Origin of the sequence: Flammeovirga yaeyamensis (assembly GCF_018736045.1) — a bacterium.
GTDB classification, from domain to species: Bacteria; Bacteroidota; Bacteroidia; order Cytophagales; family Flammeovirgaceae; genus Flammeovirga; species Flammeovirga yaeyamensis.
In genome coordinates this window covers 753,391-774,355 of the sequence record NZ_CP076133.1, presented here as the reverse complement: position 1 = coordinate 774,355, position 20,965 = coordinate 753,391, and the positions used below count along the sequence as shown (strand labels likewise).

Here is a 20,965-nt window from a genome sequence, read left to right as displayed (position 1 = left end):
TAACATTGTTAGGTAGCAAAACTAAATCTACACTTTTAACTATTTACCCTCAAATAGGTAAAGCAAACAACAATCTATCATGTATCAACTGACTAATAAATATGGCATATTGTTATGTCTTATTTTCCTTCAATTTATATTTACTTCAAACAGTTATTCCCAAACATATCATGGTAATGAAATGCTTGTCAATGGTGATTTTGAGCTCCCTTTGAGTGTCGGTTGGTTTGGTGTAGACGACTATGAAAAAAGCAAAGAGGTAGATTCGAATTCTACTGGCAAAAATAGTTTACGAATACAAACTTCTACCGGGATAGCAGCTGTTATTACTCAACAAAATAGTTTCTTTCCTATTACTATTGGAGATCAATATATTTTAAGCGGTCGATTGAAAGCGAGCAATATGTCCTCTTCTCTTAATATACATCTCATTCCTGCAGGAAATTCTGTAACAGCATCGGATAATAGGGTTGAAATAAAGAAGCCTGGTGAAGTTGACGGAGATGTACAAGGACAAGCTGATCAGTGGATCTATTTTGAAAAAGTCTTTACGATAGATCATCAATATATTGAAAATGGAAATGATGGTGATGCAGTATTAAGTCAGCTTCACATCAACTCTGCATCTGGAAATGGAGAATTTGATATTTACTTAGACGATTTTTCTTTAAAACAATATGATATTACACCTAAAGTAAATGCAGGGAATGATGTCGCCACGCAGGCAGGAAATGTGGTGAGATTATCTGGTAATATGAATACGGATGCTCCTTTTGAATTTACTTGGACGGCACCTGATGGCATTCAATTATCAAATACGAACCAGTTATCGACAAGTTTTACTGTTCCGGAAGATACTCCTTTGGAAACTGAATATACGTTTACTTTAACTGCTACAGATATGTTGACAAGTGTTTCTGATCAAGTGGATGTAATTATTATTCCTGATGTGATAGCTTCTGCAGGAGAAGATCAAACTGTGGAATCAGATAGTGTGGTGACTTTAGATGCATCGAAGTCATTACCATTAAATTCAACCTTTACTTGGTTTACTCCTTTGGAAATTCAATTGGATGATTACACTGCGGTTCAACCTACGTTTGTTGCTCCTGAAGTGGAAAGTGATACCACTTTTATCATCACTCTTACAAGTAATTACAAAGGAGTGACATCAAATGATACGGTGGAAGTAACTGTGCAACCTAAACCTCCATTGTTAGCCATTGCACATGCGGGAAGCAGACAAATTGTGAATGCCGGAGATACCGTGATGTTGGATGCTTCATTATCAGAATTACATAAAGAAGGGTATTTAAAATGGAATGCTCCAGTTGATATCATATTATCAGATCCTAGTCATATGCAACCTACTTTTGTTGCTCCTCAGGTACCTACCACAACGAATTATAGCATTGGTTTGCAGGTTTTCTATGAGGATCAGATCGTGACGGATCATGTAATCATTACTATACATCCTGTGGAAGTAGAGGTTGAAATACCAACTTCTTTGGACCAGATTGATAAAATTATTCGAAAGTGCTATCCCAACCCAACAAATCAATATGTATATATTGAAAGTATAGATCAATCTCTATTATCAATTTATTCTTTGACGGGAGAAAAGTATAAAGAGATGAAATTAACTGAGGGGAAACATCAAATTGATCTTAGTGATCTGAGGAATGGGGTGTATATCTTTAAGTTTAATTCTGATCGCTCTGCCGGACAGGTGAAAGTAATAAAGAAATAAGGACTTTTTACTTGATAAAAAACGGAGGCTATTTCATAAATGCAAATGAAATAGCCTCCGTTTTTGTATCTAATTATGATTACAAAGGTCTTACAATATACTCTCTAATCTCTACTTTTCCATTCTCTGAGATGACCAATTTCCAGCTTTCTTCCACTTTCATTTTCAATTGTTCTCCAGATGTAGTGTCCGCTTCTAAATCGATGCTTAACTGAACATCAAATAGTTCTTGCTCTTTGGTGACCTCTATTTTTTCAATGGTGTGTGTATTGTTAGGTTTGATGATTTTTCTTGTTTCAGCATACCAATCACTAAATCCTTTTTGACCTTCAAATCGCCCTTCTGGAAAAGTAAATACCGATTGATCTGTTATAAAAGGATGGAAGAATTTATCTTCTGACATGATATCAAAATTAGAGAACCACTCCTTTACAAATCCTTTGATAATACCCTCTGCATTTTTTTCTTTTAGACCATTGATGGTATCAATAACTCTTTGTGCCTGTTGGGCTGCACGTTCCTCTACAACCTCAATAGAGTTGTATACGCCTGGAATGTAAACCATACCATGACCATAAATCGGTTTTAAGAAATTCATCTGAGCCAAATACGCTGTTTGCTCCATTGGTTTTGTGAAATCCTCAATTTTAAAATGATTGTAACCTGTGGCTGAATACGATTCTTCTGGCCCTCCAACGGTAAAGCTTAGCAAGAAATTCTTCCCTTTTAATTTATCTCCCTTTGATCCGTAAGCAAAGTTATACGAGAACACCTGATCGAACCATACTTTTAAAATACCCGGCATGTTGTACCAATAGAATGGGTATTGGAAAATAACATTATCTGCTGCTAATAACTTTTGTTGTTCTGCCTCAACATCAATTTTATAATCTGGATATAAAGAATGGATATCGCTTACCTCAACGTTATCAATATTTTCTTTTATATCGTTTAAAATCTTATTGTTTGCTATTGATTTTTCTACTTCTGGGTGGGCTAAAATGACTAATGTTTTCATGTTTCTTTTTACTTTTAGTTGTACATACAAGTTAAATATTTTTATAAAAGGGATTTTGATATCCCTTTCCACTACTTTATTCTCCTAATTTTCTGTTGGCGATGGCCATATCTGCTATCATTTTCTCAGCGACTTCCTTACCTAGAACATCACAGTAGTTTTTATGTAAATCAGACAACGCTTTAAGGATAGGATCATGTAATGCTTTTCCTGAATCGGTTGGATATACATGCATGCTTCTCCCCTCCTGCACTCTCTCAGCATAATTTTGAGCGATCAGTTTTTCTAAAAAACGAGTCATGGTCGATGCTTTCACATTCATTCTTGCACTTAACTCATTTTGTGTTAAACCCGGCTCTTCAATTAAAATCATCATCAAGTGTCCGTATGATGGAGCTAAACCTGTTGGACGGAAAGCATTATCTGCCATCGTATTGATGTATCTCGTCAACGAGTTGGCTGTAAAGTACATACAGCATTCCTGATAATTATTTTTTTCTTCCATAACCTTAATATTTGATACAAAGGTAAAATAATTAGTTGTACATACAAATATATTTTTAACGTATTTAGATCTATTAATGAATTGATTTTACTAGAAACTTAAAATCTAATTGATAATACGAAGATAAATATCGATTTATCCGAAATATTATTGTAATTTAATTGCTACAAAATCAATTAACTATTTCATAAAATATAAGCTCCTATTATGAAGAAAGCTTTCTTAATCTTTCTGTCGCTGTTATTTAGTGTCTCTTTACTAGCAGACGACAAACCCATCAAAAAATCTAAAAAACCTAATATCGTTATTCTTTGGGGAGATGATATTGGACAATTCAACCTCTCGTTTTGGAACAGAGGACAAATGGGCTATCAAACTCCTAATATCGACCGAATTGCCGACGAGGGCATTGCGTTCACCGATTATTACGGTGAGCAATCGTGTACAGCGGGTCGTTCCTCTTTCTTAACAGGTCAGTCGCCTATCCGATCGGGATTATCTAAAGTAGGTTTACCAGGTGCAAATGCGGGTTTTAGACCTGCTCACCCTTCTATTGCATGGCTTTTAAAGAAAGAAGGATATAATACCGCTCAATTTGGTAAAAATCACTTTGGCGATAGAGATGAAATGTTACCTACAGAACATGGATTTGATGAATTCTTTGGTAACCTCTACCACTTAAATGCAGAAGAAGAACCGGAACATCCTGATTATCCTCAAGACCCTGGTTTCAAAGAACGTTTTGGACCAAGAGGTGTTATCCACTCTTATGCCGATGGTCGTGTGGAAGATACAGGACCCTTGACAAAGAAAAGAATGGAAACAGTCGATAGAGAAATTACACAGCGTGCCATCGACTGGTTGGGCGAAAAATCGAAAGAAGATGCGCCTTTCTTCTTGTGGTATAACACTGTAGGAATGCACTTCCCTACATATAGAGCCGACGATATTAAAGGTCTTTCAGGACAGGGAGGCGATTCTTTCTATGCGGATGTAATGGTCGATCACGATAGAAATATCGGTAAGATCTTAGCGAAATTAGAAGAACTTGGTTTGATGGAGAATACCATCATTATGTATTCTACTGATAATGGTCCTCACTACAATGAATGGCCTGATGGTGCAGTAACTCCTTACAGATCTGAAAAAAATACCAACTGGGAAGGAGCGTATAGAGTGCCTTGTCATGTAATGTGGAAAGGAAAGATAAAAGAAGGACAAATCTTAAACGGTATTGTTTCTCATCAGGATTGGTTGCCTACGATTATGGCATTAGTGGGTGTAGAAGATATTAAAGGAAAGTTAGAGGCAGGAATTGATTATGCTGGTCGTAGTGTAAAAACCACTATCGATGGCTATAACATGATGCCGTACTTCTTGGGTGAAGTAAAAGAAAGTCCGAGAAGGAATTTTATCTATACTTCCGATGATGGCGACATCACTTGTGTTCGAATGGACGATTGGAAAGTGGTCTTTATGGAACAGCGTGCTCACACCATGCAAGTTTGGGCAGAACCTTTTGTGTCTTTACGACTTCCAAAGATCTTTAACATCAGAAGAGATCCATACGAAAGAGCGGATACCGATTCCAACTCTTATTGGGCTTGGTTAGCGAAACGTGCTCCTTATATCTATAAAGCAGGTGCGGTGGCTGGAGAGTTTATACAATCTTTATACAAGTATCCTCAAATTGAGAAGATCGATTCTTTCTCTATCGATGGTGCTATGGAAGATTATAAACGATGGAATGAGGAAAGACAAAATTCTAAAAACTGATAAATTCCTGCTATTTAAAACATAAATAGTAACTTTGGGCGCTGTTTGTATTTGTAGCAAACAGTGCCTTTTTATTTATAGTAGAACCTTATGCAATCAGAGCAGTTTTTATATCTTATTAAGTACAATTCTAATGAGACACAATTATGTCGTTTAGAAACGAAACTTCTTTTCAATCAAGAGTTGGAGGGAAACCACTTTTTCTCGGATATAGAATTTGAACCTGATCATAGTGCTTTTATCAAAAAGCGAGTGGAAATACTAATTGCCTCTTCCGATTATGATGAGCTCCTTTTATTAATTAAGTCAAAAAAAATCCATGTAGAAGGATTTAAATTGGAATACATCAAATTAAAAGGAGATGATATTGAATATCGTCCTCGTTTGGATAAGCTGAGAGATATTGGTTACATCATTTCTGGTGAGCCAGATTATTATCACCCAACAATCACTTATGCTTTGTTTTATCAGAGTGGCGTCTATTATTTCGGAAAATCTGTACGTGATGACGCTGAGTGGCAACAACACAATAATAAGCCTTGTTCCTTCAGTAATTCCTTAAGTATGAACACCGCTAAAACGTTGGTGAACATTGCTTCTTTTGGTGATAAATCAAAAAGACTAATCGATACCTGTTGTGGTGTTGGCACCGTGATGTTGGAAGGTTGTTATGGTGGATATACTATTGAAGGATGTGATATCAATATAAAATCCTATCATCATACTCTAAAAAATTTAGACCACTATGGTTATAAAGCAGAGGTGTATCATTCTGATATCAAAGATTTAGACCAACAATATGATGCCGCTATAATTGATCTTCCTTATAATTTATATTCGGCTTCTACGGATGAAATCATGGAGAATATCATCGCATCTGCTTCAAAAATTGCCAAACGTTTAGTCATCGTTTCTATTGCCGACATCAAAGAAGTAATTGATAAATACGGTTTAAAGTTGGTCGATTTTAGTACGGTGGATAAAGTAGGTAAAGTGAAGTTTACGAGGAATGTGTGGGTGTGTGAAAAGTAATAAAAAAGGGTCCACAATGGAACCCTCAACCTTATGGTCTTTTAATACCTAATTTCTTCATTCTTGCTTCTAAAGTCGTACGATTAATATCCAATATTCTCGCAGCACCTTTATCACCACTAATACGCCAATTGGTCATTTTCAATACCTTTAGAATATGTTTCTTTTCGTTTTCAGATAAAGTTAAAATACCATCATCTTCTATTGTCTTACTGTCTTTAAGCCCTTTAATATCCAATCTTTTACCATTAGATATAATTACGGCTCTTTCAATAACATTTTGTAGTTCTCTCACATTTCCAGGCCAATTGTAGGTTGTCAATTTTTTCATAGCACCAACAGAAATGTTATCTATGTTTTTGCTAAACTGATTATTAAATCTTTTCAAAAAATGATTGACTAACAAAGGAATATCATCTTTCCTTGCATTTAATGGAGGGACATGAATTGGAAAGACATTTACCCTATAATAAAGATCTTCTCTAAACTTTTTATCTTTTACCGCTTTCTCCAAATTGACGTTGGTTGCTGCAATAATTCTAACATCAATCTTTATCGTTTCTGTTCCACCAATTCTTTCGATTTCACCTTCCTGTAAAACCCTCAATAATTTAACCTGAAGATCTAATGATATCTCACCAAATTCATCCAAGAAAAGTGTACCTCCATCTGCCATTTCGAACCTACCGGCTTTTCTAGAAATTGCTCCTGTAAAAGCCCCTTTTTCGTGTCCGAATAATTCACTCTCAATTAAGTTGGCAGGTAGGGCTGTACAGTTCACTTTAATCAAAGGCTTATTCTTTCTATCGCTATGATTGTGAATTGCTCTTGCAATAAGTTCTTTTCCTGTGCCTGACTCCCCTAAAACTAAAACTGTCGCATTGGTATTGGCCACCTGATCAATTTTAGTAAAAACATTTTCTTTGAAGACCTTACTTGTACTAATTAGTTCCTCAAATTTATTATTTAGATTGATTTCGTTCTGAAGATATTCGTTTTCTTCTTCCAACTTGCTCTTTAACTCTTCCACCTCTTGAAGAGCCATTTTTAGATCATCATTCGTTTGTTTTAACGCTCTTTCCGTCTCCTTTCTATGTGTTATATCTTTAAAAGTCACCACTGCCCCAATCAATTTATCATTGTTATCGTAGAGTGGAGTACTCACATATTCAACAGGGAATGATGAACCGTCTTTACGCCAAAAAACCTCATCGTCACTATGGTGTACTTTCCCATCTTTAAATGACGCATAAATATTACACGTGTGTCTTGGGTAATGAGAACCGTCCGGTTTTGTATGATGGATTAAATCGTGTTGAGAGACATCAATCATCTCCTCAAGAGAGTAGCCTACCAATTTTACTGCCGCCTCGTTAGCAAAAGTAGTCCTTCCCATAGTATCTAATCCATAAATACCTTCACCTGCTGACTGAAGAATGGACTCATGATGCTTCTGAAGTTTTTGTAATTGTTCTAATAATGCCTTTTTTTCTAAAGAAGAATCTTCTGATACATTATCATTGCCCGTTTTTACATTGATTTCATCAATCACCTTAAGTGCTTCATCTAGTTGTTGTCTTAATTGAACAATCTCAGTGATGTCGTGGCATGTTATAAAACAAATAATACCCGTTCCTATACTTACCCCGGTAAAACTCATTTCAACATCAAGATATTCGTTCTTTTTGTTGATGATAGTGGTTTCATGGCTGATCGTATTGTTTGTTTTAAGGTCACTCCATATCCTTTTCCAATCTCTTTTGGATAGATTTTCATCAATATCTAAAATGGAAACTTTCCCTAATTCTTCATTCTTATAACCACATATTTCCAGGAAAGAATCATTGCATTTATCAATATACCCGTCTTCATTAACCCAAAAAATGATATCCATAGCAGAATTTAATGCTACTTCTGACCATTTTTGATCCCAAACTACTTTTTGAGGCATTTTAAATTATAGTAATTGTAATAAGTGAATAAATTCAAATATAACAACATATCATCATATTTACTTAAAACAATTCGCATAATAAGTCACTTTCCATAAAAAGAAGGGTGATATGGAAAGTGACTTATTTATTTTATCATTATAAATAGATGAAAATTCAATTGGAAAAGGAATACTTTTTTGATTTTAATTAGTTCCAAGCCAACTGTTTACGTTCACCCCAATATTCTTCTGGAGTGGAAGAAAAACTTTTTAAACGATCCAATTCTTCTTTTTCTAGCTGAAAACTTTCGGCTAAAAGGTTTTCTTTAATATGTTTCTTTTCTGAAGCTCCGCTTAATACTTTGAATGGAGTTAATGTATCAATTACAAAACGTAGAGCAATAGCATCTATTCCAACATTATATTTTGCTGCTAACTTAGTAAGTTCTTGATATAGTTTTTGATATTCAGGAAAGTGTTCGTTAGGAAATACTCGACCATTCGCTAAAGCCTCTTTAACGATAATTCTTTTGCTACCCAACTTTTCTTTTAACTCTAAAATACTTTGATCTAGAATGTTATATGTTACTTGGAAAGCATCAAATAGTTGGCTTCCATTACGTTCGATCTCTAAAGCACTTTCTATAATTTGTTTTTGATTAGAACCGCTAGAAGTCAACCCAATCTTTAATCCTTTTTCTTGTTTCAGCTTCCCTAAATAATCAAATACTTCAGTGTTTTCTAGTACCCCTGATTCGAAAGTAGCTGAATGTATTTGGTAGGTAGATAATGCAGGAAGTAGTTTTTGTGTGTATTTCCATTGCTCCTTCAATTTATTTAAACTATGATCTTTTACCTCATGAGAAATTGCATTGGGATCAAAGTTCGCTGTATAAGTGTACCCCCATTTTGAAGCGATTTCAACATCATTATATCCTTTAGAGTATAACCATTCCATCACTAATTGTTCTGCCAATCCGTAACCTGGAGCGGTATCAAAGTAACGTACTCCATTTTTATATGCTTCTTCAAGAACATGGTAACCGTTATTCTTAAACTCAGCTAACGAAACTTCTTTAGTGTTTTCTTGTCTAACATTAATATATTGAGGGCGTCCAATCGCAGCCGTTCCTAAACCGATAAAATTGATTTTTTTCATTTTCTTTTTGTAGTAAGAGAGTTGTTGTATTTATTAAGCAATTTGTAATTGAGGATGAAAATTTAGCAGCTTTTCATCCCAATGGTAAGATTTGAACTTTATGCCAAATCCACTTATATCTATATTGAGTTTTTCTTCTATAATTTTTTTGACTCCTTTTATTCCTCCAAAATCTCCAAGGAACCATAAAAACAATCTTGTTACATTTACTCTCTTGTTTTTATTATCAAAGTTTGTTTCTTGTTCCAAGAATGAGATCATCGCCATTTCCAATTGAGTATCAATTTCTATGGGATCGTAAAACTATATTGGTGGACAACTTTTTGCTCCACAATTCAATGCAAAATGAATACGATAATCTAATTTTTCTACTGCCAACTCTTTAATTACTTTATCAGCAAAAAGAAGAGGAACGTAACCTAACCCATATTTGAAATTTAGTTTTCTAAGGATTCCATGTTCTATATCATCTAAGCTGAATTTATGATTAGCAATTTCAATTATTCGTTTTGAGAAAATCATAAGTTTTTCATGCTTATAATCTTCAATGTGAATTTGATAATAAGCATTGTAAATATTAATCCAGAAGGCTTTACGTCTTCTATCATTATACAACTGTAACTTCAGTTCTTCTAACTCTATATTTTTAAGAACAGATTCAACAATAAATGTTGGTTTCTTTTTTCTAACTGCTTCTAACAGTTCTTCCGATAACTTTATAGCATCAATTTTGTGAGAAACTTGCATTTTGATTGATTAAATAGTGAGAGAATTAAATATGATAATAGTGGTTTGTTAATTGAAATGATTGTTGACTAATTAAGTTTGAAACACTTTTATAATCTTAGCTTAATCAAACATGTATTTTATGTCTGATGAATAACTAGGATAAGCAAATACAATGGCTTTCAACTCTTCAACAGTTAATCCTTGATTAATCGCCATAGTAATCACATTCACTTGTTCTTCTGCTCCTGGTCCTAATAAATGAGCACCTAAAATTTTATTGGTTTTCTTATCCACAATTGTTTTAAAGGCAGAATATTTTTCGTTAACTCTAACAGAAGAATACCATTGGTGAGTCTTTTTAAACTTTACCTTTACCTCATCTTTTCTTTGTTCTACATCTTTCTCCGTTAAACCAACTTTAGCTATAGGTGGTAAAGTGTAGACAACACTTGGAATAGCTGGATAGGTGGTTTTATACTTATCCTCCTTTGCAATTAAGTTTTTAGCTACAATTTTAGCCTCAATACCTGCTACCGGAGTTAAATTTGGTTTAGAGGTATCTGCAGCATCCCCTGCCGAAAATACTTTTGGATTTGAAATACTTCTTTGAAACTCATTTACTACCACACCTTTTCTTGTTGTGGCAACATTAATGGCTTCTAAATTAAGATCTTGGATATTGGCACCTCTTCCTGCACCATGAATAATTAAATCACAAACCACATGACTTAATCCATTAGGTGAATTATATGTAATTGTGTATTCATGTTCCTTCTTTTCTATTTTTTGGATAACACTATTCAATTGAATGTCGATACCCATTTCTCTACTTTTCTCCACTTGCATATCCACTAAATCAGCATCAAACTGATTCAACACTTTTTCTCCTCTTTGTAGTATAGTCACCTGATCGGCCCCCCCTCTTTTAGAAATTTGTGCAAACTCAAAAGAAATAAAACCTCCACCAATAAAAACTATTCGTTCCGGTGTGTTATTTAGGTCTAGAAAATCAGTACTTGTTTTCACATGTTCCTCGCCTTCGATCCCTAATTGAATTGGAGAGGCTCCAGTAGCGATATGGAAATATTCGCTTTCCAATACATCATCTCCCACTTGTAAACTTCCATCATCGTTAAACCTGGCTTTACCGTGAAATTCTTCAATACCTAATCTTTTTAGAGAGTTTTCTACTCTTTCAGGCATGGGTTCTATAAATGAATTTTTAAATTCACTCATTTTTTTCCAATTCACAGTAGGTTCTATTGTAGTTAAGCCTTTGTCTGACATTCTTTCGATGGCATCAATACCTTCGGTTACAGCCAAGAACATTTTCTTTGGATCACAACCACGTAACATACAAGTACCACCATATTTTAATTCTTCTACAATACCCACTTTCCAACCTTCTGCAGCACATGATCTAGCTACACTTGTTCCTGCTGAACCAGCACCAATAACGATTAAATCAAATTTGTTTTTCATTTTCAAGAGTTCAATTAATTATAGAGAGGAGAGAGCTATTTTATAAATAGCTCTTTTTATGAGTGAATTATACGCCGAATTCTGCTTCAAAAGCTTTCACAAAATCATTTTTCTGTAAAGCCCCTTTTTGCATTTTTGGTGTGCCTTCTTTCGGGATAAATAATAAAGATGGGATACTTCGAATACCAAACATTGCAGATAATTCCTGCTCCACCTCGGTATTTACTTTATAGATATCTACTTTACCATCATATTCTTCGGCCAACTCATCTACTGTTGGCGCTATCATTTTACAAGGGCCACACCACTCTGCATAAAAGTCGATTAATACTGGCTTATCCCCTTTAAAGTTCCACTCTTCGTTATTTGTGTAATCAAATATTTTATCTTTAAACTCTTCGATATTTAAATGTTTTGCTGACATAATTTTCTATTTTTTTATTGTTGTAATTTTTATTATTTGTGTTCTATTTGATTTCTACGCCTTTCCAGAAAGCAACATGATCTTTTATTTCACTTGCCATTTCGCTTGGTCGTTTATACGTCCAAGCTGCATTTGAATTCGTTTCACCATTCACATTTAAGGAATAATATGATGCAACGCCCTTCCAAGGACATGTAGATTTTGAATCTGTAGCTGTAAAATATTCTTTCTTGATTGATGAAGGTGGAAAATATTGGTTTCCTTCTACTTCAACTGTCTGATTACTTTCGGCGATAACTACACCATTCCAAATAGCTTTCATGATTATATTATTTATGAATTGAGAGATTATTTTTATTTTATTTTGATTGAAATACTATGACTAATAGTAGAGAGTAAGTAATGAATTATTTTATTTCATTCTCTTCATGACGTAAAAGACAAACTGGACATGTAAGACTATCTTTTTCTCTTACCAACTGAATACCGTCAAGATTGTTAACCATAAACTCTTTAATGAATGAGTAGTTTTCTTTATGGTTATTGATATTGATTTGTTTATCCTTTCTTAATTCTCTTACCTGATTATCGTACTCTTGTTTTCCCCAACAGTTCGGGCAAAACCCTTCTGGCACTTGGCCTTCAGTTTCCAATTTAGGCTTACTAAAGAAATTGATTAATGAATTAATAAGACCTTTGTTTTCTGCGATATTTTCCATGATGAATAGTATTATAATAATGAGAGAATATTAAATTTTTCTTTTAGTGATTGAGAGAAGTAAATCATAGCAATCTTTAAATTCATTCTGAGTAATTATTGTTTTTGATGATTATCAGAATGTTTGGTTATTCTAATTCAATACGGATGCCGTAAACATATAAGATGTTGGTTACCAGTGTTTTACAAAGGTTTTTTAGTGTTTTTGATGTTTTAAGTGAATAAAAAACTGAATATATTTTGTAGAATTGATAATATATTGGCAAAAATCAATTTATTGATACTAATCCTGGATTCTGATTTCAGAAAAAAATGAAATAAAAATTATTTTTTTCTTGAAATACCATAAAAAGGTTACTTTTTTTTATCTAAATCAAATATTTATTGATTTTATAGATGCCCCCAAATAGTATGAGGGCAAATATTATAGTATTCTTTTGAACTTAAAGTCAATTAAAACCTTCTGTCACCATTTCAAGATCACTAGGTTTCCATGTTTTGTCCATCCAAGGTTCTAACGGACCATAAAGTCTTAAGATAGTACTGAAACTTTGTCCAGGAACAATTTGTACCCAATTACCTTCCATTCCTTTTGGAGGGTTAGCAGAGAAGTAAAAAATGATGAAAACATATACAGTAAAATATAAAGATCAAGTTATCGCTCAAAGCAATGATATTATAGAAGATTGTGGTACTATTTATTTTCCACTATCTTCAATCAATTATAAATTCCTTGAAAAATCTACTTTTAGAAGCTCATGCTTATTTAAGAATACTGCCATTTATTATCACGTAAAAGTTGGAAAGGAAATACTTGAAAATGCTGCGTGGACTTATCCTGATCCAGATCCTGAAAAGGAAGAAATTAAAGACTTAATTGCCTTTGTTGATGAGTTATTGAAATAGTATGTAGGTGTAAAAATGATATGATAATCATTTTAAATAAGAAAAGACACTTATGTGAGAATGACTTGAAGCCCCTTGGCAATGAAATATATCGCAAGTGCACTATAGAAATAATAATGAAGGTTCCGTTTTGTTCTCTTACATAATGATTTCATTTATAGATTATTTTAAAGGTGAAAAAAAATAACTATTAAATACCTCTGGTTCGAAATACATTCAAACCAGAGGTATTTTATTATACGAATTTTGTTCGATAATGATCTATTTTAACCAATAATATCCCAATAAGTAATTATTGATTAATGCCATGTGGATAATTATATATGAAGCGAGCATTGACATGATGAGATTTTAATAAACAGAAAAAGAGGCCACCGAAGTGACCTCTTAGAAACTCTGATATACGCATCATTATTAAACTACAAAAACATATATTTCATATCAGAGGATTAGTTTGGGTTTACAATAACAATAGTTTGACTGTCCACCACTATCATATAATGTTTTATTTGTCCTATTCATAACAATAATTTCATCTATTTTAAAATGTAATACTTTAATTAATAATATAATTTTTTAATTCTTTTCTTGATAAACAAAACCCTTATAAGATTGATAATACTTTTCTGATGTATCTTTATTTGTATTATCATTTGATCTATATTTATTATTGAAGTACAAAATGATTACCATAAATAGGGTTGCGTAAACCAATCGTAATAAGCTATATAAAATACATTTCATGATCAGATTATTTAATGGAGAGAATCGTATACTTTTTATTATTCACATCAATCGATGATCCTACAGTTTTACCAATCATTTTTTTATAAATCGGTGCTTCTGTAGAAATTCCCATTATCTGACGACCAAATTCATTAAACTGATCTGTTGTAATACCTACATACAGGAAAAGGTCTTCTAATTCGATCAATGCCCCTTTTTGAACTTGAGCTGATTTCTCCAAAGGAATAGATTTTAACTCCTCCAGATCCCGCATCACTTTGATTATTCTTTTGGAAGTTTCTTCCTTCTGAACTAATGTTTGATATCTATGCGATTCGTCATCCGCATCATTTGCATCTTGTATAGTTGTACCTTCGTTTTCAGAAGCCAACTCTTTTTCTAAAATCCTAACTTTTTGTTTTAGGTAACTTTCAATACACTTGTTGATGATAAACTTAAGCATGAGAATTAATTTTTATTGAGAGAGAAATATGTAACGATTTTTATAATGATTATTTAGTTTTAGAATCCATGTTTTCTAAAGTCTTTTTTAACTCTTCAGTAGAGTAAACATGACTAGAAATCATTCTAAAATTGGTTTGTGCTGCCGCATTTCCATCAAAACCTGGTACTTGTGCAGATGCGGTAGCATCACCTACAACAGCTACTTCAAAACCGTTTTCAATTAGCTCTCTCATATGAGATTCCACACATAAGTTACCCGACATTCCACAAAGAATAACTTTATCGATTTTCTGTTTTCTTAATTGTAATGCTAAATCATTTTGCTCAGGTCCAAAAATCTTGTGTGGAGAAGCTACTGTAACGTAATCTTGTTCGATATACTTTTTATATCTCTCCAACCAATCGGCTCCAGAACCTTCAAAACCTTCCACTATTAATTGATCTTCACGGTCAAACATATGAATAGCATGCATCAATTTTTCTAATGCTCCTTCAAATTGCCAATGATGATCATGTTTGTAATAATAATGTGGTGAAACAAACACAGGCAAACCATGTTCTTTGGCTAAAATAAATAAGGTTTCTAAATTTTCTACTGTATTATTTTCTGTGACACTATTGCCTACCACGTCCCAAGTAACACCTTCAGGACTTAAGAAATCGTGCTGAGGATCTGTCATAACTATTGCTGTACGATCGTCAATTACAAACCCCGGATCTGGTAACTGAGCAAAAGTATTTGAAATAACTAAAATTGATAATGATAGATAAATAAATAAAGATTTCATGAGAATTAATTGATTAGATAAATATTTGATTGAATTTGATTTTATGATTTTGACTAACGGTTAATTATAAACGCTAATCTATATGACTATTAAAGTCAGATGAGGAATTACTAAAGTGACTTTCTGATATTCATGATCGATTTCTGTTAGCAGAAAATCATTCAACTTTTCACTTAATAGACTTAATTCGAAATTTCCTATTTCCTTTAATTGATCTATTATTGGTCGAACTGAAGTAATTAATTCATCAGAAGATAGATTTTGACTATTACATATATTAAAGAAGTAATACTCCCCTTTCTGTTCTGAAATAATAAATGCATCATAATTATGGCCTCTTTCAAGAAGGACAATACCGATTACATCAGTAGAATAGTCTAAATGTTTTTTAGTATTACCAGAAACAATGAGATTGTTTTTTTGTTCTTTTGGTAATCTAAGTTGAATAGCATTAGATGAAGTTAGATTGATGATTTGCATAATAAATTATTTTATGATCAAACACATCATCAATTTTACAACAGCTACGCCAAAACATTTTAAATAATTGATTATCAATATTTTACATAACAAAACAACTTACTAGACATCAATTATATTTGCTAAAATATTGTAATATTGCCAATATTTTAGCAAAAAAATTCTCTAATAATGTTATTTGATCATCTTCCTTAAATCCTTCGGCAACATCCCATATTTATTCTTTACACTCAAGGTAAAATGAGATGCATTTTTGTATCTCAACATAATCGCAATTTGATTGATGGGATAATCAGAATTTTGTAATAAATCTTTAGCCTTCTTTAATCGTTCTTCTTTAATAATCTGATAAGGGCTTTGATTAAACACCTTCTTAAAATCTTTTTGAATACTGCTTTCTGATATAAAAAACTGTTCTGATAAATATTGAAGTGAAAGGTTCTCTTCTAAGTTTTTCAAGATAAACTTCTTAATATCAAATACTCTTTTGTACTGTAACTTTTCATATCCAACTAAAGTATTCTTTTCATCCTGACTTATCAATAAATAAAACTCAGCCAAGAATTGAAATCCTAATGCTTTCATCATTAACACCTTCCAATCTCGATCCCCCTTTAAAGAAAATATGTTTTCGATAAGTTGAACCATTTTATAAGTACAAAAATGATAAAAGGTAAATTCTTCATGAGAGTTCAATAAGCGGTGAATTAGTTGTAACTGATCATTCTTTAGGTTGCCCATTACTGATTTATGAATCCTGATAGTTAGAAAATGGATTTCCTCATTTTTAGGTATATCCACATAGGTATCTGATTTAGTATTTGACCAAGCTAGTTCATAAGTCTTGTTGTTATTATTGAGTAAGGTTTGTTTTCTCTCTTTATGGTAAGTCGAAAAATTAGAAATAGTTAAGGGGATAATCTCATTGTTCTCATGCCCTTTTCTAATGATATTGATACTTTCATTGTATTTACATTGTATAATAGTTAAGTCTATACCCGGTTGCAAGCTAAATATCTCTGCATACATATATATATCATCATTCTTTTTCTCTATTTGATGATTATTGGGAGTAACATCAAACAATCTTCCTAGTTGCTCAATTACACTCTCAGCCCTACCTGCATCAAAAACAACTTTCATATTTCCGGTTTTTCATTATTTATCTGATCAAATATATCATTTTTAAGTAAATAAATGTCGTTAAGTAGGATATGTTTCACAAATAAAATTAGAAAATGAAAAAAATATTTTACTACCTAATGGCTTTCACTTTAGGCTTTTCGACGCTGACAATGGCACAACAAAAAGATAATTTCTTGGCCACTCAACCTGTTTACTTAGATAATGGATATTTGGATAATGAATCTGTTGAAGATCTTAGAAAAACACAAATGTATGTAAAAGCAGTATCGGCTTATGAATTTGCTTTACCTATTGTTGGATTGGAACAGTGGCGTAAGAACTTCTTAAAAGAGGCCGAATATGGTGACTTCTTATTATACGATAATTTGGATCAAAAAATCTCTATTATCACTGCCAATAAAACGACTCCATATACTGTAAGTTTTGTCGATTTAAGAACATCGGCATATTACATCGAAATCCCTGCCGGACGAATTGGTGGTTTATTATTGGATAATTATCAAAGACCACAAGCGGATTTAGGTATTTTGGGTCCTGACAAAGGTAAAGGAGGTAAATATTTGGTTGTTGGTCCAGAAGATAATGTTCCAGAAAACCACGATGCGGATTATGTGATTAAATCGACAACGAATGTGATCTTTTTTGGGACACGTATTATTGGAGCAAAGGATGCTGAGGAAGTAGATAAATTAAGAAAACAGCATTTTGTTTATAAAATTACAGATTCAAAAGAGGGGCAGAAATGGATTGATGCTACAGCAACTCCAGAATGGAGAGGTAGACAATCGAGAGATTTAGAATATTGGGAGGATCTTTACAATGCTTTAGTGATGGAGACTGTAGAAGGTGTTAATCGTTTAATATGGACTCAATTAAGAGATTTAGGCATTACTAAAAGTGGTGGATTTCATCCTAATAAAGAAGAGCAAGAGATTTTAATTATGGCTACTCAAAAAGGTGAAGCAATTGCGATGGTACAAACTTTCTCTAAGAAATCATATAAATCGAAGCATTGGGAGGACAGAAACTGGAGATATATCCTCAACCAAAGTCGTTTGGACTTAATGCACGAGGATTATTATGAAGCTAAAGAAATTGCATCTTTTACCTATGAAGCCATTACAACATCAAAAGGTATGGTATTACCAACAGTTGGACAAGGTTCAAAATACTTAGGTGTGTATGTGGATGGTGACGAAGAATGGTTAGACGGTAGCAATACTTACGAAATCATCATTCCTAAAGATGTTCCTGCTGCCGATTTCTGGTCAATTGCAGTATACAATAACGACACAAGATGTTTGATCGAAAACGAAAGTAAGAAATCGATTGTTAACAATAAAAGAGAAATTAAAGTAGAAAAAGACGGAAGCGTAAAAGTTTTTATCGGTCCTGAATGTCCTAAAGGATATGAAGCCAACTGGGTAGAATCGAACAAAGGAGAAGGGTTCTTCATGTATTTCAGATTGTATGGACCACTAGAAAGTTACTACGATAAAACATGGAAAATGTCTGATGTGAATCGTGTGAAATAAAAATTAGTTATTCTATAGAAAGGGATTAAACTGAAATGTATCAGTTTAGTCCTTTTTTAATACACATTTTTTTCACATTTACCACTTTTTAAGCACAGATCAACAAGTAGTTAATAATAAAATAAGTAGATTTGTAACATATGAATGAGTTCTACACTCACGTGACCACTATCTCAATTAATTTAAACTACTAAAACTAAATTGAAATCATTTCTAACTACCATTGTTATATCCTTACTGGGCTTCAACGTTTTTTGTCAAAATTTGGATCAACTGCATAGAGAACTTTCACTAAGTGTTGACTCTGAAAAGCGTTTGGTTATTTTAAAAAAACTAGCTGAGGAATATATGAATCATGACCTTGATGTGGCATTAGACTACATCAATGAAGGAATCGTATTGTGCGAAGAGGAATCCAATACCTTAATAAAAGCAGAATTTCACCATTTATTAGGTAACGTCTATTTATCAAAAGGTTTCTTGATTAATTCAAGAGAGAACTATCATATTGCACAGCAAATATTTAAGCATAACAACGCTCAGAATAGGTTGGTGAAAACGAGAATTAATCTAGCCATCTTATATCAGAAGGAACAAGAATTTGATAAAGCAGAGGCACTTAACTTTAAGATAATAAAGGAGCTTGAAGAAAATGATGAAATCGGGTATAAATACCTACCCACCATCTACCTTAATTTGGGCAGCATCTATGATAATAAACAAGATCCAGAAAATGCCCTTCAGTCTTATTATACTTGTCTGAAATATTGCAAAGATTCTACTTTTAATAAAATAAGAGGAAGAGCACTACATAATATTGGAAATCAATACATTAAAATTGGTCGTTTGAAAGATGCTCGATATTCTATTGAGGAAGCTCTAAAACTTAAAAAAGAAATTGATGATCAGAATGGTATTGTAACCTCACTAAACATTCTAGGTAATATTTATCGTTTAGATCAAAACTTTAAGGAAGCCTTACCAAGGTATCTTGAAGCTTTGGAAATTGCGGAGGATTTAAAATCTCCTCTTCTTTTGCGCTATACATATAACAATTTAGCGGTATTACATGAAGAAAAAGGAGATCACAAAACTGCGCTACAATACTTTAAAGAGTATAAAAATCAATCTGATTTTATATTGAAAGAAGATTTTGAGAATCATCTCGAACAATACCAAAAGGAAACGCAGCTTCAGCAAGAAAGTATAGAACTTCAAAATGAGAAAGAACTACAACAGGGAGCTATCATAGTACTTTCTATTCTTTTAATTCTTGTTTTCCTTATTGCTTTCTTAATTCTAAGATTTTTACGCCTAAAGCTTCAGCACGAGAAAGTACTGGTACAACAGATGCGTTCTGAAATGGAATTAACACAATCAGAACAAGAAACGATCAAGCTAAAGAATGAAAAATTACAAAATGATATTTCGTTTAGAGACCGAGAATTAACAACCAATATCATGCATTTAATGCAAAAATATGAGTTAATCAATGGCGTATCTGAAGAGCTCATGAAGCTGTATGATGTTGTAAACAATGATGCTAAAAAAGTCCTTCGTTCGATTGTCTTTAACCTTCAAAGTAACAATCAGACTGATGTATGGAAAGAGCTAGAAATTCGTTTCGAACAAGTCAACCAAGAGTTTTACGATAAACTCAACGAGCATTATCCTAAGCTTTCTTCTAACGAGAAAAAACTGTGTGCTTATTTATACCTGAACCTCTCTACGAAAGACATTTCTAGTATCACTCATCAAAGTACCAAGTCGATTGAGGTGGCCCGATTTAGACTAAGAAAGAAACTAAACTTAACGAATACAGAAACGGATTATCAAACGTTTTTTAGAGAGATGTTAGAGAAATAATCTACCTAGCGCAAGAATTTAGCGAAGCGGTTCTTGTGCTTGATAAACGTAAGAGGTCTCCCGACCTCGTGTACTGTTGATATAATTACACGAGGTCGGGAGACCTCTTACGTTTTTAGGCACAAATGACGTTAGCACTTAACATTTGCGCCAGCTACTATAGAAACAACCTCATCATATCATATACAAAAACCATAATTGATAGTACAAATGCCATGACAAGTACAAAATTCCCCCAATAGTAGATAATTGATATATGATTTATTTTTTCCTTTTTACGTACATTTTTTACTGAATGAAATAACCCTTTAAAGGGTAAAAAGATTAAGCCAAGTGCAATAAATGGTAGCAAGAAGAATAAAAAATACAATTGAAGAGCTTCAATAATTTTCATTAAAGCAATCCCATATATTGAGAGTCCAATATATAATCGATAACATTTGATGGACTTTGCCAAATCTTTAGGAAGTGTTCTAGTGTCTGTAAATAGTTCGCTAATCATAAGAGATGTCAGTTTAATAAATTGA

22 protein-coding genes are annotated in these 20,965 nt (G+C 33.0%); 6 read left to right on the top strand and 16 right to left on the bottom strand.

The annotated features are described in order from the left end of the window. The first annotated feature begins 79 nt into the window (after positions 1-79). Positions 80-1,750 (top strand): T9SS type A sorting domain-containing protein, encoded by a 1,671-nt coding sequence (locus KMW28_RS23170; protein WP_169662014.1) that lies wholly within the window; start codon positions 80-82, stop codon positions 1,748-1,750. A gap of 79 nt (positions 1,751-1,829) precedes the next feature. On the opposite strand, the gene KMW28_RS23165 is transcribed toward KMW28_RS23170, so the two are convergent. Together KMW28_RS23165 and KMW28_RS23160 are read right to left on the bottom strand one after the other, a co-directional pair. Continuing rightward, positions 1,830-2,768 carry an NAD(P)H-dependent oxidoreductase gene (locus KMW28_RS23165; protein WP_169662015.1) on the bottom strand — a complete coding sequence of 313 codons (939 nt, stop codon included), beginning with the start codon at positions 2,766-2,768 and terminating at the stop codon, positions 1,830-1,832. A gap of 76 nt (positions 2,769-2,844) precedes the next feature. Continuing rightward, entirely contained in the window at positions 2,845-3,273 is a 429-nt protein-coding gene (locus KMW28_RS23160; RefSeq protein ID WP_169662016.1) for a MarR family winged helix-turn-helix transcriptional regulator, read from the bottom strand. Positions 3,274-3,480: 207 nt separating this feature from the next. Here KMW28_RS23160 and KMW28_RS23155 point away from each other — a divergent pair, with 207 nt between their 5' ends. Both KMW28_RS23155 and KMW28_RS23150 read left to right on the top strand, forming a co-directional pair. Then, positions 3,481-5,049 carry an arylsulfatase gene (locus KMW28_RS23155; RefSeq protein ID WP_084006040.1) on the top strand — a complete coding sequence of 523 codons (1,569 nt, stop codon included), beginning with the start codon at positions 3,481-3,483 and terminating at the stop codon, positions 5,047-5,049. Positions 5,050-5,139: 90 nt separating this feature from the next. After that, positions 5,140-6,081, top strand: coding sequence for a TRM11 family SAM-dependent methyltransferase (locus KMW28_RS23150; RefSeq protein ID WP_169662017.1), 942 nt, complete (start codon positions 5,140-5,142; stop codon positions 6,079-6,081). Between the two features lie 31 nt (positions 6,082-6,112). Here KMW28_RS23150 and KMW28_RS23145 read toward each other — a convergent pair whose 3' ends face one another. The 9 genes from KMW28_RS23145 to KMW28_RS23105 form a co-directional block, all read right to left on the bottom strand. Next, positions 6,113-8,032: a sigma 54-interacting transcriptional regulator gene (locus tag KMW28_RS23145; protein WP_205958102.1), complete on the bottom strand. Its 1,920-nt coding sequence runs from the start codon at positions 8,030-8,032 to the stop codon at positions 6,113-6,115. Between the two features lie 190 nt (positions 8,033-8,222). Beyond that, complete coding sequence (locus KMW28_RS23140) at positions 8,223-9,173, bottom strand: aldo/keto reductase (protein WP_169662018.1); 951 nt, start codon at positions 9,171-9,173, stop codon at positions 8,223-8,225. Between the two features lie 33 nt (positions 9,174-9,206). After that, positions 9,207-9,440 carry a hypothetical protein gene (locus KMW28_RS23135; RefSeq protein ID WP_215585961.1) on the bottom strand — a complete coding sequence of 78 codons (234 nt, stop codon included), beginning with the start codon at positions 9,438-9,440 and terminating at the stop codon, positions 9,207-9,209. A 36-nt stretch (positions 9,441-9,476) separates the two neighbouring features. Then, entirely contained in the window at positions 9,477-9,920 is a 444-nt protein-coding gene (locus KMW28_RS23130; RefSeq protein WP_169662020.1) for a DUF547 domain-containing protein, read from the bottom strand. A gap of 102 nt (positions 9,921-10,022) precedes the next feature. Further along, entirely contained in the window at positions 10,023-11,384 is a 1,362-nt protein-coding gene (locus KMW28_RS23125; RefSeq protein ID WP_169662021.1) for a dihydrolipoyl dehydrogenase family protein, read from the bottom strand. Positions 11,385-11,451: 67 nt separating this feature from the next. After that, on the bottom strand, positions 11,452-11,808 hold the full coding sequence (trxA, locus tag KMW28_RS23120) for a thioredoxin (RefSeq protein ID WP_169662022.1): 357 nt from the start codon (positions 11,806-11,808) through the stop codon (positions 11,452-11,454). A 43-nt stretch (positions 11,809-11,851) separates the two neighbouring features. Then, positions 11,852-12,130: a DUF427 domain-containing protein gene (locus tag KMW28_RS23115; protein WP_169662023.1), complete on the bottom strand. Its 279-nt coding sequence runs from the start codon at positions 12,128-12,130 to the stop codon at positions 11,852-11,854. An 85-nt stretch (positions 12,131-12,215) separates the two neighbouring features. Continuing rightward, complete coding sequence (locus KMW28_RS23110) at positions 12,216-12,527, bottom strand: hypothetical protein (RefSeq protein ID WP_183363887.1); 312 nt, start codon at positions 12,525-12,527, stop codon at positions 12,216-12,218. A 448-nt stretch (positions 12,528-12,975) separates the two neighbouring features. Next, positions 12,976-13,113, bottom strand: coding sequence for a hypothetical protein (locus KMW28_RS23105; RefSeq protein WP_169662024.1), 138 nt, complete (start codon positions 13,111-13,113; stop codon positions 12,976-12,978). A gap of 31 nt (positions 13,114-13,144) precedes the next feature. Here KMW28_RS23105 and KMW28_RS23100 point away from each other — a divergent pair, with 31 nt between their 5' ends. After that, complete coding sequence (locus KMW28_RS23100; RefSeq protein WP_169662025.1) at positions 13,145-13,432, top strand: DUF427 domain-containing protein; 288 nt, start codon at positions 13,145-13,147, stop codon at positions 13,430-13,432. Positions 13,433-14,183: 751 nt separating this feature from the next. On the opposite strand, the gene KMW28_RS23095 is transcribed toward KMW28_RS23100, so the two are convergent. The 4 genes from KMW28_RS23095 to KMW28_RS23080 form a co-directional block, all read right to left on the bottom strand. Continuing rightward, positions 14,184-14,621 carry a hypothetical protein gene (locus tag KMW28_RS23095; protein ID WP_169662026.1) on the bottom strand — a complete coding sequence of 146 codons (438 nt, stop codon included), beginning with the start codon at positions 14,619-14,621 and terminating at the stop codon, positions 14,184-14,186. 49 nt (positions 14,622-14,670) lie between these two features. Further along, positions 14,671-15,411: a cysteine hydrolase gene (locus KMW28_RS23090; protein ID WP_169662027.1), complete on the bottom strand. Its 741-nt coding sequence runs from the start codon at positions 15,409-15,411 to the stop codon at positions 14,671-14,673. A 78-nt stretch (positions 15,412-15,489) separates the two neighbouring features. Next, positions 15,490-15,891 (bottom strand): hypothetical protein, encoded by a 402-nt coding sequence (locus KMW28_RS23085; RefSeq protein ID WP_169662028.1) that lies wholly within the window; start codon positions 15,889-15,891, stop codon positions 15,490-15,492. 174 nt (positions 15,892-16,065) lie between these two features. Beyond that, complete coding sequence (locus tag KMW28_RS23080) at positions 16,066-17,034, bottom strand: helix-turn-helix transcriptional regulator (protein WP_169662029.1); 969 nt, start codon at positions 17,032-17,034, stop codon at positions 16,066-16,068. A 95-nt stretch (positions 17,035-17,129) separates the two neighbouring features. On the opposite strand from KMW28_RS23080, the gene KMW28_RS23075 reads away from it, so the two are divergent. Together KMW28_RS23075 and KMW28_RS23070 are read left to right on the top strand one after the other, a co-directional pair. Continuing rightward, a complete protein-coding gene (locus KMW28_RS23075) occupies positions 17,130-18,572 on the top strand; it encodes a DUF1214 domain-containing protein (RefSeq protein ID WP_169662030.1) in 1,443 nt (480 codons plus the stop codon). A 201-nt stretch (positions 18,573-18,773) separates the two neighbouring features. Then, entirely contained in the window at positions 18,774-20,438 is a 1,665-nt protein-coding gene (locus KMW28_RS23070) for a tetratricopeptide repeat protein (RefSeq protein ID WP_215585959.1), read from the top strand. 157 nt (positions 20,439-20,595) lie between these two features. On the opposite strand, the gene KMW28_RS23065 is transcribed toward KMW28_RS23070, so the two are convergent. Continuing rightward, entirely contained in the window at positions 20,596-20,940 is a 345-nt protein-coding gene (locus KMW28_RS23065; protein ID WP_215585957.1) for a hypothetical protein, read from the bottom strand. Positions 20,941-20,965: the final 25 nt, after the last annotated feature.

What these genes read in the sequence shown, in the direction of transcription:
- KMW28_RS23095 (WP_169662026.1), bottom strand. Translation starts at nt 14,621, where the DNA reads ATGCTTAAGTTTATCATCAACAAGTGTATTGAAAGTTACCTAAAACAA.
- KMW28_RS23130 (WP_169662020.1), bottom strand. Translation starts at nt 9,920, where the DNA reads ATGCAAGTTTCTCACAAAATTGATGCTATAAAGTTATCGGAAGAACTG.
- KMW28_RS23160 (WP_169662016.1), bottom strand. Translation starts at nt 3,273, where the DNA reads ATGGAAGAAAAAAATAATTATCAGGAATGCTGTATGTACTTTACAGCC.
- KMW28_RS23125 (WP_169662021.1), bottom strand. Translation starts at nt 11,384, where the DNA reads ATGAAAAACAAATTTGATTTAATCGTTATTGGTGCTGGTTCAGCAGGA.
- KMW28_RS23085 (WP_169662028.1), bottom strand. Translation starts at nt 15,891, where the DNA reads ATGCAAATCATCAATCTAACTTCATCTAATGCTATTCAACTTAGATTA.
- KMW28_RS23080 (WP_169662029.1), bottom strand. Translation starts at nt 17,034, where the DNA reads ATGAAAGTTGTTTTTGATGCAGGTAGGGCTGAGAGTGTAATTGAGCAA.
- KMW28_RS23140 (WP_169662018.1), bottom strand. Translation starts at nt 9,173, where the DNA reads ATGAAAAAAATCAATTTTATCGGTTTAGGAACGGCTGCGATTGGACGC.
- KMW28_RS23100 (WP_169662025.1), top strand. Translation starts at nt 13,145, where the DNA reads ATGATGAAAACATATACAGTAAAATATAAAGATCAAGTTATCGCTCAA.
- KMW28_RS23065 (WP_215585957.1), bottom strand. Translation starts at nt 20,940, where the DNA reads ATGATTAGCGAACTATTTACAGACACTAGAACACTTCCTAAAGATTTG.
- KMW28_RS23135 (WP_215585961.1), bottom strand. Translation starts at nt 9,440, where the DNA reads ATGGCGATGATCTCATTCTTGGAACAAGAAACAAACTTTGATAATAAA.
- KMW28_RS23165 (WP_169662015.1), bottom strand. Translation starts at nt 2,768, where the DNA reads ATGAAAACATTAGTCATTTTAGCCCACCCAGAAGTAGAAAAATCAATA.
- KMW28_RS23115 (WP_169662023.1), bottom strand. Translation starts at nt 12,130, where the DNA reads ATGAAAGCTATTTGGAATGGTGTAGTTATCGCCGAAAGTAATCAGACA.
- KMW28_RS23170 (WP_169662014.1), top strand. Translation starts at nt 80, where the DNA reads ATGTATCAACTGACTAATAAATATGGCATATTGTTATGTCTTATTTTC.
- KMW28_RS23150 (WP_169662017.1), top strand. Translation starts at nt 5,140, where the DNA reads ATGCAATCAGAGCAGTTTTTATATCTTATTAAGTACAATTCTAATGAG.
- KMW28_RS23075 (WP_169662030.1), top strand. Translation starts at nt 17,130, where the DNA reads ATGAAAAAAATATTTTACTACCTAATGGCTTTCACTTTAGGCTTTTCG.
- trxA (WP_169662022.1), bottom strand. Translation starts at nt 11,808, where the DNA reads ATGTCAGCAAAACATTTAAATATCGAAGAGTTTAAAGATAAAATATTT.
- KMW28_RS23105 (WP_169662024.1), bottom strand. Translation starts at nt 13,113, where the DNA reads ATGGAAGGTAATTGGGTACAAATTGTTCCTGGACAAAGTTTCAGTACT.
- KMW28_RS23155 (WP_084006040.1), top strand. Translation starts at nt 3,481, where the DNA reads ATGAAGAAAGCTTTCTTAATCTTTCTGTCGCTGTTATTTAGTGTCTCT.
- KMW28_RS23090 (WP_169662027.1), bottom strand. Translation starts at nt 15,411, where the DNA reads ATGAAATCTTTATTTATTTATCTATCATTATCAATTTTAGTTATTTCA.
- KMW28_RS23145 (WP_205958102.1), bottom strand. Translation starts at nt 8,032, where the DNA reads ATGCCTCAAAAAGTAGTTTGGGATCAAAAATGGTCAGAAGTAGCATTA.
- KMW28_RS23110 (WP_183363887.1), bottom strand. Translation starts at nt 12,527, where the DNA reads ATGGAAAATATCGCAGAAAACAAAGGTCTTATTAATTCATTAATCAAT.